We start from the raw sequence: 23068 nt of genomic DNA on the forward strand, positions 1-23068 counted from the left end.
CCCTGCCGCGGGGCTTAGAACCTCACCAGGGCGCCTTCCATCGTCAGCCCGGGGCCGAAGCCGAGCATCACGCCGTACTCGCCCTGCTGGGGCTTGTCCTTCGCGAGCATCTCCTCCAGGACGAAGAGGACCGTCGGGGAAGAGCAATTGCCGTACTCCTCAAGGACGTGCCAGGTCGATCGCAACTGCGAGTCGCTGAGCCCGAACTTCTCGCCGATGACCTCCACGATCTTCGGCCCCCCCGGGTGGATGGCCCAGTGCTTGATGTCGCCCACGCGAAGCCCCGCCGGGGTGACGAGCGCTTCCATGAACGGCTCGATTTGGTCGCGGATGAGGTACGGCACGGTGGACGAGAGCGTCATCCGGAACCCGTTGTCCAGCAGCTTCCACGTCATCAGGTCGTGCGCCTCGCGGAACTGCATGGAGTGGGTGCCCAGGAACTGCGGCCCGGCGCCCTCCTCCGCCTGGCCCAGGACGGCCGAAGCGCTGCCATCGCCGAAGAGCGCATGGACGACCAACTGCTCGCGGCTGGCCTCGTCACGGACGTGAAGCGAGCTGAACTCCGTGCAGTTGATGAGCACGTTCTCGTCCGGACGCGCCATGAGGCTGTCCAGGGCGACGTTGAGCACGTTGAGCGAGGCGTTGCAGGCCATGTTGCCCACGAACGTGTGACGCATCGTTGGGCTCAGGTGGAACTGCCGTGCCAACAGCACGTCCGGTGTCGGCGCGACGTAGCCCGTGCTGCTGGCCATGATGAAGCTGCCGATGCGCTCCCGGTCCTGCGTGCGCAGGGCCCCTTCCACCGAGCGCCCGCCCACTTCCATGACCGCGCGCTCATAGAGGGCCATCCGCTCGCCCACGCCCAGCACGTTGTCCCGAGCCAGGGCCTCGCGAGGATCCAATGCCAGGTAGCGGTTCTTCACACGGACCCGCCGGATGATGCGCTCGAGCTGGGGAATGTCGCGGTACAAGTCCTTCGCCAGGGTCTCGTAGAGCTCCTGCTGCGAGTAGGCATTGCGAGGAAAGGCCGAGCTCAGACTCAGGAGGGTGGGAAGGGTCTTTCGGGTCTGATTGCGCATGTGCACTCTTTCTGGGTGGCGATTCGCGCAGCGCCTGAACACAGTGGCTGCGCTCAACGTGAGACATCCAGATGGAGCGCCCTGGCAGTGGCTGTGATGTACTGCGCTTCCAGCGCGGACTGGGGACGAGGGTCGATGGCTCCTCGCCCCCAGTGCCGGATCAGGCGGGCGCGGAGAGGGGCTGCGACTCGCTCATCATCTCGTTGATGCAGCCATCCTCGATGCGCCAGGAGCGGCCATCGAAGTCCGTCACCGTGAAGTGGTGCGCCTCATTGAAGAGGGTGCTGTACTCCTGCAGCAGCTTGAGTGCCACGCGCTCTCCCAACCGGATGGCCTCGGTGTAGTCGGTGCGCCAGTGGACCCCGGCCGCCGAGCGGCCCAGGGAGATGTTCGCCACGAGCTTGTCCAGCTCTCCACCAATGGTGAGGCGGCCAGCGTCCTCCTCGACGTAGTCCACGAGAGCCGTCCCTTCATCGTTGGGTACCACCACGCGGCCCAGCCAGCGCTGGCGCTCCTGGATGAACGCCTTGAGGATGGTGGCGCACGCCCCCGCGCTGGTGGCGTGGCCCGCGCCGTAGGCCGGGTGAAGGGGGCAGCCCTCCGGGAAGGCCTGCGGCAGCAACGAGGAGCCAAACCGGCTCAGGATGCGCTCGTGGGCCTGGCTCGACAGGAGCTCCGCGCTTACCGGGTAGCTGGCCACTTCGCGCCGGTGGACGTCAATGCGGCCCCCGTACTCCTCGGGGCGCAGCCGCCGGTGAACGAACCACTTCTGGAACCACATGGCCTTGGCCGACCGGGTGGTCACCTCCGCCAGCAGCGCCAGCAGGGCCGGCGGTCCGAACGAAGCGAAGCCCTCCTGGTTGGAGGGAGGCTGCCCATCCCTGCGCAGGATGGGATAGGCCAGGCCGTCATCCAGGAGCAAGTGCAGGTTCGCCGGATCGGCTCCCATGCCGAAGAGGACGAAGGCCGCCATGAGGTAGGGGAAATACGGCGGGTCCGCGTGGACGTAGCGCGCCAGGTCCCGCAGGTTGCGGATGTAACGGGGCGTGGGATCCAGCACGTCGCCATGCCTGGGCGGAGCACCGTTCTGGCTGGCGAGCCAGGACTCGAAATCCGTGAGGTAATCGCGGCGCGGGACGAAGTTGGTCAAGCGCTGGCTGACTTGCAGCGGGCCCAACGGCACATCCCGCATCAGGAACTGCGAGATGTAGGGCCCCGTGAGGGCTCCCTGCGTCTGCCCCCGGAAGAGGGTGGGGGGGGTGAGGGTCTCGATCAACGGGACATCGAGGCAGTCCCGGTATCCCTCGAGCTCCCGCGCGGCGGCGGCGACGTCCTCTCGCTCCCCATAGGAGATGAAAGGCGCATCCCGCAGGAGGGCCATCCAGTACAGCTCCACCATCTCCCCGTCGTTCTTGCGCTCGTCGATGCGCGGAGCGGGGGGAAGGGTAACGGCCTGGGCGTCGGGGCCCTCCAAGTCGAAGGCAAGGCCTCCCTGGGGGTTGAGGAACCTGCGGCCCAAGGGCACCCCCTGGGGGATGCTCGCGAAGTCCTCTTCCCTGCCGCTGCGCAGCGCCTTGAGGAGCAGGCCATAGGGCTCTGGCTCAACCTCCCCGTTCCCGTTGTGCCGCAGCCCTTTCGAGTAGCTGGCCACCGGGAAGCCGTACTGCTCGGTGTACTCATCCTCCTCTCCGTTGTTCGTGTGTTCAGGCAGCGGGTCACCATTCGAAATCCTGAAGGCGCGTTCACGTTTGCAGTCAGCCTCCTTGCGCCGTTCCTCGGGGGTCATTGGCATTAGCACAGGCATGTCGTTCTCCTCTGGGGGAGGACACGCGCCCAGTGAGGAGGGGGCCCGTGCCCTGGCATCAACCTCTAAAGTGAATACGGCATCCGCATGCCGCATTCGGCCTCCACTGGCTGCTCGCCCCATGCTGCGACGAGAGCCGCACCGTTGCCGGGCACAAGCAAGGAGACATCCCCGCGCCCGCTCTTGGGCCGTGGCGCATCCCCCGCACTCGCGGGAGGATGGCCAGGCGAGTGCTCGCTGGGCAGCGTTCAGGGACCGGGAGGAGGCTGCTGTTCCGGGGGTTCGAGCTTGGTGTGGCCCCGCGGGTTCTGGTCCTGGACCAGGTGGATGACCAGCTCGAGCAACTCGTTGACCGCCTGGAGGATCTGCTTCGAGCTGTAGCCGGACGTACGCATCTGCAGAAAGAACAAGTTCGCCACGGTCTTGAAGCCCTGGGGATGGGGGTTCATGAGAATCTCCTACTTAAGGAGATGCGACAGGCCGTCTTCGTGACGGGTTGGCCTCACGCACGCCCTCCAGGCCCGTCACATCCGCCGCCCCCGGGCTCTGCCGCTCAGAAGTAAGCCAGGAGACTCCCCATGGCAGAGATGGACTACCGGACGGCGCTGGTCGCAGGCGCTTCGAGCAAGATGGGCCATGCGTTGGCGCTGTGGTTCGCCCGAAGAGGAATCCGCGTCTACCTGGCGGCGCGGAACCCCTCCACGCTGGCCCCGCTCATCGCCGAAGCGGAGGCCTCCGGCGCTGACCTCATCCCCATGACATTGGACATCACGGATGCGGACGCCACGCGCGAGCGCATCCGTGAGCTGGACGTGGCCTGCGGCGGGTTGGACCTGGTGATGGCCACGGGCCTGTACGAGGAGACGTGCGCCACGGACTTCAAGTGGGACCGCGCCCGCCGCATCATCGACACCAACGTCACCGGCGCGGCGGCCCTCTTCTCGGCGGTGCTGCCGCAGATGGTGGAACGCAACCGCGGACACCTGGTAGGCATCGCGGGCCTCGCCGCGTACCGGGGCCTGGCGGGGCGCGCGGCCTACTCGGGCTCCAAGGCATTCCTGTCCAATTTCCTGGAGAGCCTGCGCGTGGACTTGCAGGGCACCGGCCTGCGAGTCACTTGCGTCTACCCCGGCTATGTGAGGGGCGAGCTCAAGGACCCGATTCACCCCGCCAAGCCCTTCGTCCTGGAGACGGAGGACGCGGCGGACCGCATCGGACAGGCCATCCTCCGTGGAAAGGCGAGGTACACCCTTCCCTGGCAGGCAGCCACCCTCATGCGCCTGATGCAAATGATGCCCGGCCCCCTCTTCGACGCCTCCGCCCGCTGGTTGCGATGAGGCCATGCCTCACAGCGTGTCCCTCAGGTGCCCGCGCCGGGCGTGCCCTGCCAGGGAGACAGCACGTCGGCCAGGAACTTCTGCGCACGCGGGTGTTCCGGCTGGCTGAAGAACCGCTCCGGCGTGGTGCGCTCCAGGATGCGGCCCTGGTCCATGAACAGCACGCGGTTGCACACGTCCCGGGCAAAGCCCATCTCGTGCGTCACAACCACCATGGTCATGCCATCGCGCGCCAACCCCTTCATCGCCTGCAACACCTCGCCGACCATCTCGGGATCCAGCGAGCTGGTGGGCTCGTCGAACAGCATCACCGGCGGCTTCATCGCGAGCGCCCGGGCGATCGCCACCCGCTGTTGCTGTCCCCCGGAGAGCTGCGCGGGGTAGGCGGACGCCTTGTGCGCGAGCCCCACGCGGTCCAACAGCGACATCGCCAGCGCGTTCGCCTCTTGCTGCGGGAGCTTGCGGATGTGGACCGGCGCCAGCGTGCAGTTCTCCAGCGCGGTGAGGTGGGGAAACAGGTTGAACTGCTGGAAGACGAAACCGATGCGGCTCCGCAGCGCGTTGACGTCGACGCCCTGTCCGTAGATGTCCTGGCCATCCACCAGGATGCGGCCCTTCTGGATCGGCTCCAGCCGGTTGATCGTGCGGATCAGCGTGGACTTGCCGGAGCCACTCGGGCCGCACACGACCACCACCTCGCCCTGGGTGACCTCCTCGGTGATGTCGGCCAGGGCGTGGTAGTCGCCGTACCACTTGTTGACGTTCTCGAGCTTGATCATCGCGTTCCCGGGTGCGAGCCGCGCACGGCCAGCCTCCGCTCCAGCCAGAAGGCGAAGCGCGACAGGCTGAAACACAGCACGAAATAGGTGAGCCCCAGCAACAGATAGACCTCGGCGGGCCGGGTGAGCAGCTGGGTGTTGATCTGGGTCGCGACGAAGGACACCTCGCCAAGGCTGATGATGTAGCCGAGCGAGGTCTCCTTGATGGTCGACACGAACTGGTTGACCAGCGAGGGCAGCATGTTGCGGAGCGCCTGAGGGAGGATCACCCGCCGCATGGCCTGCAGGTGGTTGAACCCAAGGGAGCGGGCGCTCTCCATCTGGCCCTTGGGGATGCCCTGGATACCGGCCCGGATGATCTCCGCGAGGTAGGCGCCATCGAAGATCACCAGCGCCGCCAGCATGGTGTTGAACTGGCTGGTCGTCTGCCCGGTGAGCGATGGCAGCAGGAAGTAGGCCCAGAACACCACCATCAGCAGCGGTGTGCCGCGCACCACGTACACCACGGCGGTCACCGGCCAGCGCACGAGGCGGTAGGGCGAGAGACGGCACAGCGCGAGCACGATGCCGGCCGGGAAGGCCAGCACCAGGGCAAGCGCGGCCAGCACCAGCGTCAGCGCGAGGCCCCCGAGCGGACCTTCCGGATACTGGCCAACCAAGTAGTACAGCCAGTAAGTCTGGAGGATCTCCCACATCTCAGGCGCTCCGCACTGGATGGTGATGGTGGTACCAGGCGGCGGCCCCGGTGATGGCGAGGGAGATCGTCAGGTAGGCGCCGGTGGCGAAGGCAAAGGACTCGAAGCCGCGGAAGCTGGCGCTCTCCACCTGCTGGGCCTGGTACATCAGCTCGGCGACGCCGATCACCATCGCGATGCTGGTGTTCTTCCACAGGCTGAGCGTCTGGCTGATCAACGGCGGCACGGTCAGGCGCAGCGCCTGGGGGAGGATCACCCGCCTCATGGAGGCGAGGAAGCTGAAGCCAAGCGCGCGGCTCGCCTCCATCTGCTCCTTGGGAATCGAGCGGATGCCGCTCCGGATGTCCTCCGACATATAGGCGGCGGTGTACAGCACCAGCGCGATCACCGCGCTGGCGGCCTCGACATTGCGCTCGTACAGCCAGGCCTTGATCGATTCTGGCAGCACCTCCGGCGCGCCGAAGTACCAGAACAGCATGTGCGCCAGGAGCGGCACGTTGCGGATCGCCTCGACGAACACCAGGCCCACCCCACGCAGCACCGCGAGCGGCGCGAGCCTCAGCACCGCCACGAGCAGCGCGAGGGGCAGTGCAATCACCAGCGTGGTCAACGCGAGCTTGATGGAGAGGACGAAGCCGCTCACGAGCCAGTCATGGTACTGGCCGGACAGCAGCATCGAGACATCGAAGGAGTTCATGGACCGCTCAGGACGACGGCCTCAGTCGATCGTGTCGGTCTCGATCTTGAACGGGCGGCTCGGGAACTTCATCTTGGTGGCCGGGCCGAACCACTGGGTAAACAGCTTCTCGGCCTCTCCAGAGGCTTCCAGGCCGCGCAGCACCTTGTTCACCTGCTCCCGGAACGCGGTCTCGCCCTTCTTCAGCCCCAGCGCGAGACGCTCGGTGGACAGGTTGTGGGGAAGGATTTCGTAGTCCTTGGCCACGGGGCCCAGCTTGGAGAAGTCGTCGATCAACGAGGTCTCGTCGTTGACGTAGGCCACCCCCTTGCCCTGCTGCAGCGCGAGGAAGGCCTGCGGGCTGTTGTCGAAGGAGACAATCATGGCCGTGGGCACCGCCTTCTTGATGCTCTGCTCCATGGTGGAGCCCTTGACCGTCACCACCTTCTTGCCGGCGAGCTGGTCCAGTTGGGTAATGCCGCTCTGCTTCTTCACCATGACCTTCTGCCCTGTGATGAAGGTGGACAGGGAGAAGTCGATCAGCGCCTCACGCTCCTTGTTGTGGGTGAGCGAGGCGGCCAGCAGATCGACGCGGCCCTGCTGCAACTCGGGGATGCGCGCGGACACCGCCAGTTGCTTGAGGGTGGTCTTCACGCCCAGGCTCTTGGCCACCGCGTTGCACAGGTCCACGTCGTAGCCGACGATCGTGCGGCTGGCGGGGTTCTGGATGAAGCTGAACGGCTCATCGGTCCCGAGCACGCCACAGACCAGCTCGCCCTTCTTCTTGATGTCCTGCAACTGGTCGGCCTGCGCCGGCGACAACGGAACCAGCACGAGGGCTCCTGCCACCAGCACCATCAGACGCTTCAACATCATGGACATCTCCTTCGTACGGGCGCCAAGGCGCCCCACCAGGGGGAGGGAGACACGAGTGGGGGGCGCAGCCTAGTCTGGGGCAGAAAAAAGCCCAACACGCAACAGCCGATGTGCGTGCGGGGGAGCCGTTCCTGCACCGTATCCACCTTGACCTCAAGCCCGGACGAAAGCCGTTCTCGGTCCGCGCGGGCGCCCACTATCCTGCGTCACCGACTTGCCCAGGAGACGATATGACGCACGAGTACCCCCAAGAGCAGCTACTGGCGTTCGTCCAGGCCATGGCCAACGTGGCAGCAAGCGATGGCCGCGTCACCGAAGACGAGCGTCAGCAGCTCGATAACGTGGTGGCGGGCATGGGCCTGTCGCCCCGCGACGCGCAAGTCACCGCGCTCATCGAGGGCGAGTTCCAGAAGCCCAGCCGCCTCACCGACATCGTCAGCAAGATCAAAATCCGCGAGCTGCGCGTCTCCCTGCTGCGCATGCTCGTGGAGGTGGCGTGCGCCGACGGCGAGATCTCGAACGAGGAACGTGCATCGGTGAAGGAGGCTGCCAGCGCCTTCGGTCTCGACGCGTCGGTCACCAGCGAGCTCATCGATTGGGCGCTCGCCTCGATCAAATTGGAGGAGCGCGAGCGCGAGATCATGGCAAAGCTGCTCTAACCCGCATGGGGTTCAATCCCAGCGATCCAGGGTGTAGGCCGCCACGGCCCCCTGGCTCGCGACGCGCAGCTCCACCTCCCATGGGGCATTCCCCGAGGGTGTGAACATCAGCCCGCTGGCGAGCGGCTGCCCCTCGGAGATCTCCAGCTTGCGGCTCTGGGAGAACGCCTCGAGGGTCGCGCGCACCCCGTGCAGCTCGCTGCGCAGAAACTCGGGGAACAACGACAGGCCGCTGTTGCGGCTGTCCCGCGCGCCCTCGAGGATGAAGAACACCCCCTGGCCTATGTGCGCGAAGCGATCGCTGAACCAGGTGTTGGGTTTCATCGTCACGCCGAGCACCTCCACGTCACCGGGCCTCAGGCCCCAGCTGCTGGCGGTGCTCCCGTGGGGATAGAAGTACCAGGAGACCGGATTGCGCCGCTCCAGGCTGTCCCATTGGAGCAGGGGCGGCGCGCCGGGATGGACGGCCGTCACCATCGCCGAGAATGCCGTGCTCCTGGAGGGAACCCGCAGCTGCATTCGCTCGGCCGTGGGCAAAACCGTGTCGCGGAACTTCACCCACGTCAGGGTCTTGCCGGGCAGGTGCAGCTCCCGGCGCTGCTCCTCCTTGGTCCGAAGATGGCCAAAGATGCCCCGGGCTGGCTCGGGCTTGTTTTCCGCCGGCTTCCAGGTGAGGTGAACATCCGCGAGCGTGGCGAACCGGCGCTCCAACGAGGGCGCGAGCCCCAGCTTCGCGATTGCCGCTTCGGCCTGCTGGATGTTTCCGGCGGACGGCGCCGCCTGCGGGCGCTGGTATTGGAGCGGGTGCATCTTGGCGTCGAACCTTGACTGGACCGTCTCGAACGGAAGGCCCGCCGCGAGATCCTCCAGCAGCGTGCCAACCATGGAAGCGCGCGGCGTGCAGAAGCCCGCCGGGGCCGAGGCCACCGCCTTCCAGAGCAGGTTGTGGCCATGGGGCTGCTTGCGCTCGTCTTGCCGGGCGAGGAGCCACTCCACCACGCCGATGAACTTCTCGGAGCGCGAGAGGGCATCCGCCCGAAGGACGGTCTGGGCCTGCTTCAGCAAATCAGTGTGGAACTCGCCAAGCGCCACATTCAGGCAGCGGTAGTGCTCCCGCAGCTCGGCCATCCGCTGGTGGGCATCCATCAGGCTGGGCCGGAAGACGTGGGCCTGGGGCACCCGCACGGCCAGATGCTTCCAAGCGCCCGTTACCGGAGTACCCCAGACAGGCTGAGATGACAGGAACACGCCGGTGACGCGCGCCTTCTCGGCCAAGGTCCGCAGCCGCTCCACGGGGGCGGACACCATGGGAGTGGCCAGGTGCTCGTCCCAGAAGGGACTGCGCTGGATGCCCTGGTCATCGAGGGTCACCAGAGCGCCGAAGCGCTCGACGAACCGGCGGCAGGCACTGCAAGTGTGGTGCTGGCGTGCCTCCTCGGGGAAGGCGGCGAGATAGGCCTCCCAAAGTCCGGTGGCATCCGTGGTGAACAGCCGATGGTGGGCGAGGTGCCCCTCGAAGGCCGTCTGGAGACGTTCCAGGAAAGCTGGATAGCCGCTCTCGTCCCGGGAGCCCGCCGGGTGAGACGACGGACGGGCCTTGAGGTCATCGCTGCTCATGGGTGCCTTGCTCCTGGGCCATCAGATGCTACGACGACGAGGCCCCGGCGCGCGCCCTGACAGCGAATCCGCCCGGGGGCTCAGCCCAGCTCCACCACCTTCATCCCGAAGAGCTTGTCCACGGCGAGCAGCAGCTCGTCGCTCACCTGGACCTTGAGCGCCGTGCCCCCAATGAGCGCCTCGGCCTCACCGGGGAAGAGCACGCTCACCGCCACGGGCGTGGCGCCCGCGTACTGCTTGCCAAGCTGGGTCAGCTTGGACAGCCGCTCCTCGGTGAGCAGGTCCGCGGGCACGCGCAGCTCCAGCCGCTTCGTGCGCTTCTCGCGCACCACCTTCAGGCTCTGGATGTCCTCGACGATGAGCTCCGCGGTGGGCGACTCCTCGTCACGCTGGCTGATCTGCACCGAGCCCGAGACCAGGATGGGGTCATCCCCCTTGAGCAGCGTCTCCCAGTTCTCGTAGCCCGGCTTCGGCCCACCCTTGGTCCACTTGCCGTCCTTGCCCATCATCGAGCGGCCGCCTTCCTTACCCGGGAAGCACACCAGCTCGATGGAGCCCGACAGGTCCTCCAGCGTCACCCATGCCATGCGCTTGCCCGTCTTCGTCGGCCGCTCGCGCATCGCCGCGACGATGCCGCCCACGGTGATCTTCTCGTCGCGCCGGGCGCGCTGCACCGCCGTCACGGGCCGGGCGTAGCGCTTCAGCTCCTTCTCGTACTGGTGCAGCGGGTGGCCCGACACGTAGAAGCCGATGGCGTCCTTCTCGAACGACAGGCGCTCCTTCTCGGGCCACTCGTCGGTCTGCACGAACTCGTCCTTCATCCCGCCGCCGTTGCCTGCGGCAGGCCCCGCCAGCATCCCGAACAGGGAGCTCTGCCCCGCGGCCTTGTCCTTCTGGCTGGCGGCGCCCCGGTTCATCGCCCGCTCGATGGTCTCGAAGAGCTGGCGGCGGGGACGCTTCTCGAAGTCGAAGGCCCCGGCCTTGACCAGCGCCTCCAGCACCTTGCGGTTGACGCGGCGGCTGTCCACGCGCTCGCAGAAGTCGAACAGGCCCTTGAAGGGGCCGTCCTTGCGCGCCTCCACGATGGACTCGATGGCGCCCTCGCCCACGCCGTTGATGGCGCCCAGGCCGAAGCGGATCTTCCCGTCCACCGCGCCGAAGGCCATGTCCGACTGGTTCACGTCGGGCGGCAGCACCTGGTGCCCCGCCTCGCGCGCCTCGCCGATGTGCCGCACCACCTTGTCGGTGTTGTCCTTCTCACTGGTGAGAAGGGCGGCCATGAACTCCACCGGGTAGTGCGCCTTCAGCCACGCGGTGTGGATGGTGATGAGGCCGTAGGCGGCCGAGTGGCTCTTGTTGAAGCCGTACTCGGCGAACTTCTCCATCAGGTCGAAGATTTCCCCGGCGACCTTCAGGTCGACGTTGTTCTTCTTGCAGCCCTCGAGGAAGCCGGCGCGCTCGGCCTGCATCACCTCGGCCTTCTTCTTGCCCATCGCGCGGCGCAGCAGGTCCGCGCGGCCCAGGGTGTAGCCTCCCAGCACCTGGGAGATCTGCATCACCTGTTCCTGGTAGACGATGACGCCGTAGGTGTCCTTGAGCACCGGCTCCAGCGCGGGGTGTGGGTACGTCACCGGCTCGCGGCCGTGCTTGCGGTTGATGAAGACGTCCACCATGCCGGAGTCCAGAGGACCCGGCCGGTAGAGCGCGCCCGCGGCGATGACGTCTTCGAAGCAGGAGGGCCGCAGCTTCATCACCATTTCGGTGAAGCCGCTGGACTCCATCTGGAACACGCCGGCCGTGTCGCCCGCGGCCATCAGCTTCCACATCTTCTCGTCGTGCAGGGGGATGTCCTGCCGCTCGAGCACCTTCCCGTTGGGCGGGTTGCGGTTGATGAGGTCCAGCGCGTTCTGGATGACGGTGAGCGTCTTGAGGCCCAGGAAGTCGAACTTCACCAGGCCCGCCGCCTCCACCTCGTCCTTGGCGAACTGGGTGATGAGCGTCTTTTCACCCGGGGGCTGGTAGACGGGGACGAACTCCCACAGCGGCTTGTCGGCGATGACGACACCGGCCGCGTGCATGCCGGGCTGGCGGTGCAGCCCCTCCAGCGCCAGGGCGATCTCCAGCACGTCCTTGGTGGTGACGGGCTTGCCGTCCACCTCGCCGACGTTGGAGGGCTTCTCCATCATCTCCTTGAGGCGCGGCTCCTGCTCGATGGCGTCCTTCAGGGTGATGCCGAGCACTTCGGGCACGAGCTTGGCGATGCGGTCGCCTTCGCTGAAGGGCAGGCCGAACACGCGGCACACGTCGCGCAGCACGCTCTTGGCCTTCAAGCTGCCGAAGGTGATGATCTGCCCGACGTTCATCTCCCCGTACTTGTGCGAGACGTACTTGATGACCTCGTCGCGCCGGTCCTGGCAGAAGTCGATATCGAAGTCCGGCATCGACACGCGCTCGGGGTTGAGGAAGCGCTCGAAGAGGAGGTTGTAGGGCAGCGGATCCAGGTCGGTGATGCGCAGCGCGTACGCGACCAGGGAGCCTGCGCCGGAGCCACGGCCCGGCCCCACGGGGATGTTGGCCTTCTTGGCCCAGTTGATGAAGTCCTGGACGATGAGGAAGTAGCCGCTGAAGCCCATCTTCTGGATGACGCCCAGCTCCAGGTTGAGGCGCGCGCGGTACATCTCCGGGTCGAACTTGGCCCCGGCGTGGTGCAGCTCCTTGAAGCGCTCGTGGAGCCCCTCGAAGGCCAGCTCCGCCATGTAGCTGTCCGGCGTGTGGCTGTCGGGCACCTTGAAGGTGGGCAGCATGGGCTTGCCCAGCTTGAGCTCCAGGTTGCACTGGTCGGCGATGACCTGGGTGTTGTGGACGGCCTCGGGGATGTCCTTGAAGAACTCCAGCATCTCCTGGGGGCTCGTCACGTAGAGCTTGTCCGTGGAGTGCCGCAGGCGCTTGCCGTCCGCCAGCGTCTTGCCGCTGGCGATGCACATGAGCAGCTCGTGCGCGCGCGCGTCCTCGCGCTTGATGTAGTGCGCGTCCGCGGTGGCGCACAGCGGGATGTCCAAGTCCCGGCTGAGCTGCTTGAGGTTCTCGTTGGCCTTGTCCTGCTCGGGGATGCCGTTGGACTGCACCTCGAGGAAGAAGTGACCCGGCTCGAAGATGTCCTTGTACTCGGTGGCCGCGCGCCGGGCGTGGTCCATGTCCCCGCGGAAGCACGCGCTGGTCACCTCACCGCCCAGGCACGCGGTGAGCGCGAAGAGCCCCTTGCTGTGCTGGGCCAGCACCTTCTTGTCGATGCGCGGGTGGTAGTAGAAGCCGTCCATGTACGCCGTGGACGACAGGTAGCGCAGGTTCGCGTAGCCCTCGGCGTTCTGGGCCACCAGGATGAGGTGGTGGGCGACCTTCTCCGAGCGGTCCTCCCGGCCCTTGGTGCCGGCGACGTACGCCTCCATGCCGATGATGGGCTTGATGCCGGCATCCTTCGCCTTCTTGTAGAAGTCGATGGTGGCGAACATGTTGCCGTGGTCCGTCACGGCCACGCTCGACATCCCCTTCTCCTTCACCGTCTTGATGAGGTCCTTCATCCGGATGGCGCCATCCAGGAGGGAGTACAGGGTGTGCAGGTGGAGATGGGTAAAGGACATGGCAGTTCAGAAGCAGCGGTCAGTCAAAGAGAGCCCAGGCACCATAGGGCCCTGGACGGCAGGCCGCCAGTCGAGCGCCAGCCGTTCGCTCCAGGGCCGGAAAATCGGCCTCGGCCATTTTTGTGCCACAGCCGGGACCTGGGGTGAAGAGGTAACACCGGGCCCCGGAAGGCGCTTGGCCGAGTGCCCCGGCCAGGGGAGTTCACTCGCTGTCAATCCTCCGCGAAGTCCGGCCACCCTCGCCGTGAGATTGGGCAGGCTGGAGCCCCTCTGATGACGTCCCGGATTCGTCCCTCCTTCGCTCGCTCCCTCCTGCTCGGCTGCCGGGCCGGCCTGTTGGTCTTCATCGCCCTTTACACGCTGTGTGCCCTGCTCAACATGAAGCTGGGATACCAGGGAAACGAGAGCGCGGCCCTGCAGGACCGCGTCTGGAACGAGTTCCGGGGGGTGGTGCTGGGCCAGGTGGGCCGGCTGATCCTCGCGTACACGGTGCTGGGAATGGCCCTGGGGGCGTGGATGGGCGCGGGGCTGTGGGCGCTCCGGGTGAGCCGCCGCGCCGTGTTCTGGGGCAGCGCGCTCGCGTGCCTCGCCACCGAGATTCCCTGGGTGCTGGCGGACATGGCGCACCACCCTCACCTCTACGCCGCCACCTTGTACGGGCGCGCGGCGTGGACCAAGGCCCTGCTGCTCGCGATGAGCGGCACCTCCCCCACCCCGTGGCGGGTGGCGGCGCTCCTGACGGTCGCCTGGGTGCCCCTGGCCATGCTCGTCAGCGGGGGCGTGCGGCCGCGCCGGTGGGGCTGGGCGCCCGCGGCCCTGGTGGCGCTGCTGATGCTGGGCTACGCGGGGTGGCGCTTCCAGGAGCCCCCTTCTCCCCGGACGAGCCCCCGTCCCAACCTGCTCATCCTGGCCTCCGACGGCCTGCGGCCCGGCCACTTCAGCGGCAACGGGTACGCCCGCCCCACGACGCCTCACATCGATGCGCTGATGCGCGAGGGCTCGCAGTTCCGGGAGACGGTGGTCCAGATTCCCCGGACGGGCCCCTCGTGGGCCACCCTCCTCACCTCCCAGTGGGCGGGCGAGCACCCCATCCGCCATACGCTCGTGGGCCGCGAGGCGCGCGAGGCCCGGCTCACCACGCTCGCGACGGTGCTGGGAGACGCAGGCTGGCAGACGGCGGTGGTCTCCGACTACGCAGGGGACATCTTCTCCCGCTTTCCGTTCGGCTTTCAGCGCGTGGAGGCCCCCGGCTTCAACTTCCCGGACCTCATCCGTCAGCGGATGCTCATCACCCACGTGGCGCTGCTTCCCTGGACGGCGCTCGTCCCCCGCCTCTTTCCCGAGCGCGGGCAGTTCCCCGAGCTGACGGATCCCTCGCCCTTGCTCCAGGCCGCGCGGCGGACCCTCGCGGGCTTCACCCCGGAGGCGCCCTTCGCCTTCCTCGTCTTCGGCTCCGCCACGCACTTCCCCTATGCCGCGCCCTTCCCTCACGAGGGCCGGTTCGTCGCGCAGGGGTATGAGGGCCCGTGGCGGTTCGGGGCCTCGCCGCAGATGGAAGTTCCCCCGGACGCCCCGCCTCCCACGCCCGAGGACGTCGCCGCCCTCGTCGCCAATTACGACGCGGGGCTGGTGACCTTCGATGCGTTCGTGGGGCAGATGCTCGCGGAGCTGGAGCGGCGCGGGCTCCGGGACTCCACGCTGGTGGTGCTGCTCTCGGACCATGGCGAGTACCTGTCCGAGCCTGGGCGAGGCCTTGGCCATGGCGACCACCTGTGGGGCCACGAGGCGCTCCGGGTTCCATTCGTGCTGCGCTTTCCGGGCCACGTGGCCGAGGGGCGCACCGTGACGTCCCGGGTCCGCTCCCTCGACGTGGCCCCCACGCTGCTGGACCTGCTGGGGGTGCCCGCGCCGGAGACGTTCCGGGGCCAGTCGCTCGCACCGCTCATCGCCCCGGGGGCCCCGGCGGCGGAAGCGCCCGAGCTGCCCGCCCTCATCGAGACAGACCTCTGGTTCACGAACCAGGATGGCCAGCCCTACCAGCAGGTGCGCCTGCCCTACCCCGGCGTCTATGAGATCGCCACCGTGGAGCCCCCTCGCGGGGACATCGTCCTGAAGCCAGAGTGGGAAGCCACCGTGGAGGCCGCCAAGCACCGAGGCCTCTACCTCGGACGCTGGAAGCTGCTGGAGCTGCCCACCCCCCAGGGCGTGAAGGTGGAGCTCTACGACGTGGTGGCCGACCCCACCGAGCGGCAGGACGTCGCCGCCCAGCACCCCGAGGTGGTGGCCTCGCTGCGGGAACGGCTCACGCGGGAGCGCACCTGGAAGCTGGAGACGCGCTGAGCGCCTTCACACTTCTTCACGAAGGGCTCAAGCGCGCTCAAGACCCTTCTCGCATCTTCTCCCCATCGCCCAGAGGCGACCCACCCCAAGGAGAAGATGCCATGAAGAAGCTCACCCTCGCGGCCTCCGCGCTGCTCGCCGTTGCCCTGCTCACCGGCTTCCGCGGCGGAGGCTGCAACCGGGATCCCGGGCGCATCCAGCAGATCATCACCTGGAAGCTCGACGACAAGCTCGATGACCTCGACGCCTCGGACGCCCAGAAGCAGTCCATTCATGCCCTGAAGGACCGCCTGTTCGCGGATGGCCAGCACATGGTGGGCGAGCAGCAGGCGGCCCGCCTGGAGGTGCTCACCCAGCTCGAGTCGGACCGGCCGGATGCCCAGAAGCTCCACTCCCTGGTGGACGCCCGCATCGACGCCATGCGCGCCTTTGCCCACCAGGTGACAGACGCCGCCCTGGAGGCGCACCGCCTGCTCACGCCGAAGCAGCGCCAGGAGCTGGCCACCGAGTACCGCGAGCATGCGGACCTCCCGAAGCCCTGAGCTTCCGTGGGGCGCCTGGCTGGGTGGCCCCCAGGGCGGGCCACCGTGCCGCATTGAACGTCGGCTGTAAGTACAGGTAGGCACCCAACGGGGAGGCCATTATGTTCGGCGGGTGAACTACACCGACTATGCCCACCGCATCCGTACGTATGCCTCCCTGGCGGAAGTGGCCGAGTATGGCCGCGTGACCGAGACCGGAAAGGAGTATCCCCTCTTCCGGCTCACCGTTCCGGGCAAGCACTGGCTCGTCATCACCGCGGGCTTCCATGGCGAGGAGCCGGCCGGGCCGCTCACGCTGGCGGAGAGCTTCGCGGAGGTGGTGGCCTACGCGAAGGCGCGCGACGTGGGGCTGCGGGTCTACCCGTGTGTGAACCCCTCGGGGTTCGAGGATGGCACCCGCTACAACCGCAGTGGGGAAAAGCCGAACAACGACTTCCTCCGCTACGAGGTGAAGCCGGGCGAATGGAAGGGCGAGCTGACCCAGCAGGAGTCCTTCCTGCGCTGGGCGCTCTATGACGGCGGCCCCAAGGAGACGCGGGCCGTGCGGGAGGACATCGTCCGCTTCCCGCCGCCGGCCGCCGCGCTCGACATCCACCAGGACAACTACCTGAACCAGCAGGCCACCTACGCCTATACCTTCGGGGACAAGGCAGCCTACCTGCCGCTCATGGAGGCCGCCTCGGCCCACGCCACCGTCATCCGCAACAGCAAGGTGGACGAGAACAGCTGCACGGACGCGAATGGCTTCATCGAGTTCTACGACGGCAGCGTGACCGACTACTTCCAGCGGCAGAACGTGCCCTACACGGCCACGCTGGAGACGACCACCCGGACGCCCATGGTGGCCTGCCACGCCATCAACCTCATCTGGATCCGGGGCTTCATCGACCTGGCCGCCCGCGCGGGAAAGTAGCGCGGGTCACCGGGGGCCGACGACCCGGGTCCACATCGTCAGCAAGTTGCGAACCACGGGCCCTTCGGGCACCTCCGCCGCGGGCGGCACCTCGGCCTGGATGCCGTGGTCCGCGAAGCGCGAGAACGGATTGGCCGCATCGGCGGTCTGGATGGGCACCTCCGGATCCGCGGGACGGAACCCGAACGCCAGCGCCCGCCGCTGCACGGGGTGGCTTCGCAGGTACGCCAGCCACTCCCGCGCCGCCTCCTTCTGCCGGGGCGTCACCCACTCCGCCTGCAACACCACCGCTGGGTGGTCGCTCCACAGCGTCAACGGCGGGTAATACACCTTCAGCTTTCCCCACCGCTCCGTCGCATTCGAGATCTGCCAGATGGCCAGGTTCTCGTACACCACGGCGATGTCGTAGCGGGAGGGCCCGAAGCGGACCATGTCCGTCATGACCAGGCGCGTGGAGGTCTCGAAGCGCGCCACGCCCCGCTCCATCTGTTTGATCCACTCCTGGTACTTCGCGTCCAGCACGTCGCCCACCGTCAGGCCCATGCGCTTGTGGTGGTACTCGAACGTGGCCAGGAGCATCGCCTGGAGGCCCGAGTTCGAGCGCGTGGGGTCCGTCTGTCCCAGCTTCACGAAGCCCCACTCCTCCTTGCCGCCGATGGACGGCCAGCCCTGATCACTCGACACGGCCTTCTGGATCGTCCTCCACGAGATCTGCTTGCCCCCACTGGAGGCCAGGAGCACGTTCGCGCGGTCCTCCCACACCACGAACACCAGGGGGGTAATCACCAGCGACTGCGGCGCCTCCTCGCCCTGCCGCGCGAACAGCGGCCCCCGCTCTGGAGCCGTGGCCCAGTCCGACTCCAGCATCCGCAGGACCGCCGTGTCCGCCGGGCTCCACACCGTGGGCCTTTCTCGTCCATCGAGAATCGCCTGGGCCGCATCCAGCGAGCCGCGCTCCACCAGGTACAGCCGGATGGCGGGGTGGGTCTTCTGGAAGGCGGCGGCCGCCTCCTCCACCCAGGCCTTCTTCTCCGTGCTGTAGAGGAAGGAGATCTCCGTGCGCTCCTGCACCGGGACGGGCACCGGGGCGAGGCTCCCTGTTTCCCCGGACTCCAGGTTCTCGGGCTTGCCCGCGCGGGACAGGTGGAGCACCCCCCCGACCGCCGCGAGCAAGCCAATGATGATGAGAACCCTGGGCTTCATGTGAAACGCACCTCTTGGAAGGACTTCGCTATAGTGCCCGCCCTCGCGCTGTTCGCGCGCCACCTGTCTAACCTACATCCTGGAACCGTCAGGGGTTTTCGACCTCTACAGAATCCGAGGACCTGGAACAATGAGCGCACCTCGAATCCTTTTCCTGGGGCTGTGTGCCGCGCTGGCCGGATGCGCGGCGAAGAAGCCGCCCCCCGCGAAGCAAGCCACCCTGGGCTCCTCCAAGCTCGAATACCGGGACTACGCGCTCGTGCGCGGCTCCATCTGCGGCGTGGGAGAGCGCCCGCTGGCCGCGGAGCTGACCACCCTCACCCAGGCCCTGGAGCAGTTCGCCGCCAGCACCGATGAGGCGGCCAAGCCCGAGGCCACGCCCACCGAGGAGCAGCTCACCACCCTGCGCGAGGGCACCCAGGCGCTGGGGCCGGTCGCGGACACCCACCGCAAGAACCTCGCGGTGGTGCGCGAGTGCAAGTTCAGCCGCAACGCGCCCTACCCGGAGCTCATCCAGAAGGGGAGCGCCGCGGTGGACCGCGCCAAGGCCCGGATGAAGGAGGCCCCGGCCATCCTGGCCGCCGCCGGCCAGCGCGCCTCCGAGGCCAAGTGGCAGGAGGAGTCCACGGCCCGCGAGGCCACGGCGAAGCAGACGTGGTGCACCGCCAAGACGGCGGTGGGCAGCGGCGACCTGTACTTCGCGCGCCAGGACAAAGAGGGAATGACGCGCTGGCTCTTCTGTGACGGCATCACCGTGGAGGCCGCCTCGGGCGCCGAGCCCACGCTCGCCATTCCGGACACCATCAAGGCCCGGGACCGCAAGCGCATCCAGGCCTCGCGCTACCTGGAGGCCGCCAAGTCCTACCCCGCCGAGGAGATCGACAAGCCCGGCGCCGCCAAGAGCACGGCCGCCGAGCAGTAGCCGCCGCGCCTCACCCCTGCATCTGGGCCAGCCGGCGCGAGAGGTGCGCATCCCCTCCCGCGTCGATGGCGCGCAGGTGCTCCGGGAGGCTCCCGCCCGCCGCGCGAAGGTGGGCCTCCAGGGAGGGCTTGAGCCCCTCCCACCGGCTCCGCCACCCCGCCTCGGAGCTGCCACGCAGTTCGGGGCGCTCGGTGAGCAGGACGCCCAGGCGCAGGGCCAGCTCCGGATCTCCCAGCGCCTCCGCCTCTTGTGTCACGGTGCGCAGAGACGTGGGCGCCGAGACCGCCCCCTTCCACTGCTGCGTGGCCCGGACAAAGGCCGCCACATCCAGCTCCGCCAGCAGCCCCAGGGCCAGCCGCAGGGGCAACCGGGGCTTGCCCGGCGCCTCCACCACGCGGCCCATGAGCGCGTCGAGCACGGGCCGCACGGGCGTCGTGGGCGCAGGGTCCGCACCGCCCAGCAGCCGGAGCGCCCGCCGCGCCCGCCGCGCCTGACGGGCCACCTGCCAGCTTCGTTCGCCCAGTTGGGACTCCAGCGCCGCGAGCGCCTGCGCCGCCCCATCCACCTGCTGAGCGGTTGGCACCCGCGTGCGGACCCGCGGGGCAAGCACGGGCCGCGGCTCGGCGGCAGGAGTGGCCACGGGCGCGGGCGGGGGCGGGGCGTCGCCTGGCGTCACCTCCCGGTAGCCTTCGCGCAGCTTCTCCGCGACCTTGCGCTCGTACTCCCGGCTCGCGCTCTGCGCGTCGGGGAAGACCTTCTCCTTGCGCTGCCCCGCGGTGCCAATCCGGCCGTAGGTCACGATGAAGGTGGTGTCCTTCAATTCAGGGCTCCAGAACTTGGAGCTGGCCCCCTCGACGAATTCGAACCTGCGCATGGCTCCTGCTCCCTCGGTAATGATCAAAACATGTCCGGCATGACGGGCGGCGGACTGGAGAACACCGCAGCCGCCTGGCGCACGGAAGCCTCATCCGCCGTGAGCAGGCCCACCGAGCGCAGCGCCTCCGGCGTCAGGAAGCCCGTGTAGAGCGGCGCGAGCGTCCGGACGTTCAGCCGCAGCCGCCCCTCACCGCCCCGCTCCACCCGGCCCTGGCCGCCCGAGACGTGGAGCACGAAGCACCCCTGGTTCCCAGGGAAGAGCTCGTCCTCCACCTCCAGGTGCAGGGCCGCGGAGAGGCCCTCGGGATACCCGCGTGCCTCCAGGGCCGCCGGGACATCCAGGATCCTCAGCATCCAGTGGTAGAGCAGCTTCACCTGGTACGTCTGCTCCGGGAGCAGGAGGAGCCACGGCTCCGCGGCCCCGCCCGTCCACACGGCCTCCAGGGCCAGCGACTTGTGGTCGCTCAGGAAGCTCAGCAGCCGCCGCGCCGCCTCCGGGGTGAGGGCCACGAAGTCCGTGAGCGCCAGCTCCTGCTTGAACTCCACCTTGCGCCGGCGCACGAGGTAGACGTAGCCCTCCACGCCCTGGGCCCCCTCGACGAGAAAGCCATAGGCGGTCTCGTTGCGCGGACTGTGAACCCGGTTCCAGTGGTACGGCACGCGGTCGAGATACCCGTGCCGTGAGGCCGCATGGCGGCGGTAGACGTCCTTCAGCGCCGCCTGATCCGCCTCCGTCACCGGCCGCAGCGCCAGGGTCCGCTCGCGGAAGGCGAGCCCCTCCACCTGCACGCGAATCTCGTACCGGGAGCCCGCGGGCTCGTAGCCCACGCGCCGGTAGAGCGTCTGGGTGGACGGAAAGAGCACGGAGAGCGCCATCCCCGCCTCCCGCTGTTCCTGGAGGATCTCGCGCATGAACTGGGTGGCCGTGCCCCGGCCTCGCGCATGGGGGGCCACGCCCACCGCGCCCATCCCCACCATGGAGACCCGGCGCCCGCCGTACCACTGGCCCGTGGAAGTGGGCAGCGCCATGGCCACCACCTGCCCGTTCTCCCGCAGCACCCGGAAGTTCTCCAGACCGGCCTTGTCCAGGAACCCGAGCGCATCCTGAAAGGAGAACGCGAACGCCTGCGCCTCGATGTTGGCCATCGCTTCGCGCTCTTCCGCCCCTGCCGGGGGGCCAAACCGAGGCCTGTCCGTCACCATGAGTCCTCTGCTTTCGGATGAACCCCCGATAGTATTCCAAACCAACCGTGAACCTGTCCTGTCAATCCTGTGGCGCCCAGCTCGTGGTGGAAACCACGCTGCGCACCACCACGTGCCCTTACTGCGCGGCCCCCTCGGTGGTGGAGCGTCCCCCCACGCCAGACCGGCCCCGGCCCACGTTCGCGCTGGGGTTCGTGCAGCTTCCCGAGCGGGCCCGGGAGCTGGCGCGGGAGAACCTCCTGCGGCGCAGCTTCTGGGCCCCCTCCAGCGTCCGCAACGCCTCGGTCGAGGCCCTGCGCGGCATCTACGTCCCCGCCTACCTCTACAGCGTGCTGGTGCGCTCCGAGTTCTCCGCGTCCATCGGCGAGAACTACACGGAGACGGAGACGTACACGGCGACGGAGAACGGCCGGCAAGTCACCCGCACCCGGCAAGTCACCCGCACCGAGTGGCGCCCGCTCCAAGGCCAGCATGCGGAGTACGTCCAGGAGGTGCTCGTCACGGCCTCCTCGGGCCTGAACAACGACGAGCTCCAACACCTGGAGCCGTTCGATTTGCGGCAGCTCCGGCGCTATGACGATGCGCTCATCGCGGGATGGATCGCCGAGGAGCCCTCGCTCTCCCAGGAGCAGTGCCTGGAGCTGGCGCGGCAGGAGGTCCGCGGCCACATGAAGCAGCGGCTCGCGGCCTTCATGCCCGGCGACTCCCACCGGGAGCTGACCTTCTCGACCCAGTTCGACAACGAGGCGCTGTCGGTCTGCCTGCTGCCCGTCTGGGTCCTGGCGCTGCGCCATGACCCGAAGGCCCCCCCGCTGCGCTTCCTGGTCAACGGCCAGACGGGCGCCGTCCACGGCAAGGTGCCCGTCTCCTGGGTGAAGGTCCTCGCCGCGGTGTTGCTGGCCCTCCTGGTGCTGGGCGTCCTGTTCCTCCTCTTCTCGAAGTGAGCCCATGCCTTCCGTCGAGTTCCCGTGCAGGCGCTGCCACAGCGCGCTGGAAGCAGAAGATCTCCGCTGCACCGTCTGTGCCCTCCCCACGCCCGAGCGGGAGCGCGGGCCGGAGGGTCTGGTCAAGGCCCGCGTCACCCGCTGCGGCACCTGTGGGGCCGCGATCGCATACTCCGTGGAGGCCCAGGCGCCCCGGTGTGCCTACTGCACCTCGGTCATGCACACCGAGACCCAGGCCGACCCGGTGGACCAGGCCGACCGGTTCGTCCCCTTCACCGTCGATCCGGCGGCGGCCCGGCAGGCCTTGCAGGCGTTCCTGGGCAGTGGCGGCTTCTTCCGCCCCTCGGACCTGGCGAGCACCGCGGCCATCGACTCCCTGAAGCCACTGTGGTGGCCCGCGTGGGCGTTCGATGCCCAGGCCGTGGTGACCTGGACCGCCGACACCCACGAAGGCGCCCGGCGCAGTGACTGGGCGCCCCATGCCGGCGAGTCCCAGTTCATCCTCCGCGACATCCTCGTCTCCGCCTCCCGGGGCCTGACGTTGAAGGAGACCGCCCGGCTGTCCACCGCGTACGACATCTCCCAGGCCGTCCCCGGGCAGCAGGGGCCTTCCGATGCGCAGGTGGAGCTCTTCGACGTCACGCGCTCGGGGGCGCGCAGACAGATCCTCGCCGCGGTGCAGAGCGAGGCCCGCGCGCACATCGAGCGCACGGAGTTCGCCGGCCGCCGCCACCGGAACCTGAATGTCGCGGTGGTGCTGTCCGGGCTGAAGACCGGCCACCTCGAGCTGCCCGCCTACGTGCTCGCCTACCGCTACCGCCACAAGCTCTACCGGGTCGTCGTGAACGGCCAGAAGGCCACGTGCATCTTCGGGGACAGGCCCCTCTCGTGGGTGAAGGTGGTGCTCACGGTTCTCGCCACGCTGGTGCTGGTTGCGCTGGTGCTGCGCCTGCTCGCCTGAGGCG

General features: G+C 68.2%; 20 protein-coding genes. 8 read left to right on the forward strand and 12 right to left on the reverse strand.

From position 1 onward, the window contains the following. Positions 1–14 precede the first annotated feature (14 nt). The 3 genes from KY661_RS16145 to KY661_RS16155 form a co-directional block, all read right to left on the reverse strand. Positions 15–1079 (reverse strand): type III polyketide synthase, encoded by a 1065-nt coding sequence (locus tag KY661_RS16145; protein WP_225411042.1) that lies wholly within the window; start codon positions 1077–1079, stop codon positions 15–17. A gap of 160 nt (positions 1080–1239) precedes the next feature. Further along, positions 1240–2883: a vanadium-dependent haloperoxidase gene (locus KY661_RS16150; RefSeq protein WP_225411043.1), complete on the reverse strand. Its 1644-nt coding sequence runs from the start codon at positions 2881–2883 to the stop codon at positions 1240–1242. Between the two features lie 248 nt (positions 2884–3131). Continuing rightward, positions 3132–3332: a hypothetical protein gene (locus KY661_RS16155; RefSeq protein ID WP_225411044.1), complete on the reverse strand. Its 201-nt coding sequence runs from the start codon at positions 3330–3332 to the stop codon at positions 3132–3134. Positions 3333–3461: 129 nt separating this feature from the next. Here KY661_RS16155 and KY661_RS16160 point away from each other — a divergent pair, with 129 nt between their 5' ends. Further along, complete coding sequence (locus KY661_RS16160) at positions 3462–4220, forward strand: SDR family NAD(P)-dependent oxidoreductase (protein WP_225411045.1); 759 nt, start codon at positions 3462–3464, stop codon at positions 4218–4220. A gap of 23 nt (positions 4221–4243) precedes the next feature. Here KY661_RS16160 and KY661_RS16165 read toward each other — a convergent pair whose 3' ends face one another. Genes KY661_RS16165 through KY661_RS16180 form a run of 4 tightly spaced genes read right to left on the reverse strand, consistent with a single transcriptional unit; the run spans position 4244 to position 7246 of the window. Next, positions 4244–4999: an amino acid ABC transporter ATP-binding protein gene (locus tag KY661_RS16165; RefSeq protein ID WP_225411046.1), complete on the reverse strand. Its 756-nt coding sequence runs from the start codon at positions 4997–4999 to the stop codon at positions 4244–4246. Next, a complete protein-coding gene (locus KY661_RS16170; protein WP_225411047.1) occupies positions 4996–5694 on the reverse strand; it encodes an amino acid ABC transporter permease in 699 nt (232 codons plus the stop codon). Before KY661_RS16170 ends, KY661_RS16165 begins: the two co-directional genes overlap by 4 nt. Position 5695: 1 nt before the next feature. Continuing rightward, the gene (locus KY661_RS16175) at positions 5696–6391 is read right to left on the reverse strand and encodes an amino acid ABC transporter permease (RefSeq protein ID WP_075007636.1); all 696 of its coding nucleotides are present in this window, start codon (positions 6389–6391) and stop codon (positions 5696–5698) included. Between the two features lie 21 nt (positions 6392–6412). Continuing rightward, positions 6413–7246, reverse strand: a complete 834-nt coding sequence (locus KY661_RS16180; protein ID WP_225411048.1) for an ABC transporter substrate-binding protein — start codon at positions 7244–7246, stop codon at positions 6413–6415. Between the two features lie 230 nt (positions 7247–7476). Between KY661_RS16180 and KY661_RS16185 the strand changes: the two genes are divergently transcribed. Beyond that, the gene (locus tag KY661_RS16185; RefSeq protein WP_225411049.1) at positions 7477–7905 is read left to right on the forward strand and encodes a tellurite resistance TerB family protein; all 429 of its coding nucleotides are present in this window, start codon (positions 7477–7479) and stop codon (positions 7903–7905) included. A 12-nt stretch (positions 7906–7917) separates the two neighbouring features. On the opposite strand, the gene KY661_RS16190 is transcribed toward KY661_RS16185, so the two are convergent. Further along, on the reverse strand, positions 7918–9522 hold the full coding sequence (locus tag KY661_RS16190; protein WP_225411050.1) for a hypothetical protein: 1605 nt from the start codon (positions 9520–9522) through the stop codon (positions 7918–7920). An 80-nt stretch (positions 9523–9602) separates the two neighbouring features. Continuing rightward, entirely contained in the window at positions 9603–13160 is a 3558-nt protein-coding gene (gene dnaE, locus KY661_RS16195) for a DNA polymerase III subunit alpha (RefSeq protein WP_225411051.1), read from the reverse strand. 273 nt (positions 13161–13433) lie between these two features. On the opposite strand from dnaE, the gene KY661_RS16200 reads away from it, so the two are divergent. The 3 genes from KY661_RS16200 (at position 13434) to KY661_RS16210 (ending at position 16955) form a co-directional block, all read left to right on the forward strand. Further along, the gene (locus KY661_RS16200) at positions 13434–15500 is read left to right on the forward strand and encodes a sulfatase family protein (protein WP_225411052.1); all 2067 of its coding nucleotides are present in this window, start codon (positions 13434–13436) and stop codon (positions 15498–15500) included. A gap of 101 nt (positions 15501–15601) precedes the next feature. After that, entirely contained in the window at positions 15602–16042 is a 441-nt protein-coding gene (locus KY661_RS16205; protein WP_225411053.1) for a Spy/CpxP family protein refolding chaperone, read from the forward strand. Between the two features lie 112 nt (positions 16043–16154). Further along, on the forward strand, positions 16155–16955 hold the full coding sequence (locus KY661_RS16210) for a M14 family metallopeptidase (RefSeq protein WP_225411054.1): 801 nt from the start codon (positions 16155–16157) through the stop codon (positions 16953–16955). 6 nt (positions 16956–16961) lie between these two features. On the opposite strand, the gene KY661_RS16215 is transcribed toward KY661_RS16210, so the two are convergent. Then, positions 16962–18158: a substrate-binding domain-containing protein gene (locus KY661_RS16215; RefSeq protein ID WP_225411055.1), complete on the reverse strand. Its 1197-nt coding sequence runs from the start codon at positions 18156–18158 to the stop codon at positions 16962–16964. 130 nt (positions 18159–18288) lie between these two features. Between KY661_RS16215 and KY661_RS16220 the strand changes: the two genes are divergently transcribed. After that, positions 18289–19080 carry a hypothetical protein gene (locus KY661_RS16220; RefSeq protein ID WP_225411056.1) on the forward strand — a complete coding sequence of 264 codons (792 nt, stop codon included), beginning with the start codon at positions 18289–18291 and terminating at the stop codon, positions 19078–19080. 10 nt (positions 19081–19090) lie between these two features. On the opposite strand, the gene KY661_RS16225 is transcribed toward KY661_RS16220, so the two are convergent. Both KY661_RS16225 and KY661_RS16230 read right to left on the reverse strand, forming a co-directional pair. Further along, positions 19091–19954 carry a WGR domain-containing protein gene (locus KY661_RS16225; RefSeq protein ID WP_225411057.1) on the reverse strand — a complete coding sequence of 288 codons (864 nt, stop codon included), beginning with the start codon at positions 19952–19954 and terminating at the stop codon, positions 19091–19093. Between the two features lie 23 nt (positions 19955–19977). Continuing rightward, a complete protein-coding gene (locus tag KY661_RS16230; protein ID WP_225411058.1) occupies positions 19978–21159 on the reverse strand; it encodes a GNAT family N-acetyltransferase in 1182 nt (393 codons plus the stop codon). 47 nt (positions 21160–21206) lie between these two features. Between KY661_RS16230 and KY661_RS16235 the strand changes: the two genes are divergently transcribed. Both KY661_RS16235 and KY661_RS16240 read left to right on the forward strand, forming a co-directional pair. Next, positions 21207–22103 carry a hypothetical protein gene (locus tag KY661_RS16235; protein ID WP_225411059.1) on the forward strand — a complete coding sequence of 299 codons (897 nt, stop codon included), beginning with the start codon at positions 21207–21209 and terminating at the stop codon, positions 22101–22103. A 4-nt stretch (positions 22104–22107) separates the two neighbouring features. After that, a complete protein-coding gene (locus KY661_RS16240) occupies positions 22108–23064 on the forward strand; it encodes a zinc ribbon domain-containing protein (protein ID WP_225411060.1) in 957 nt (318 codons plus the stop codon). The last annotated feature ends 4 nt before the right edge of the window (positions 23065–23068 follow it).

This window comes from Allostigmatella hybrida (genome assembly GCF_020103775.1).
Taxonomy (GTDB): Bacteria; Myxococcota; Myxococcia; order Myxococcales; family Myxococcaceae; genus Hyalangium; species Hyalangium aurantiaca.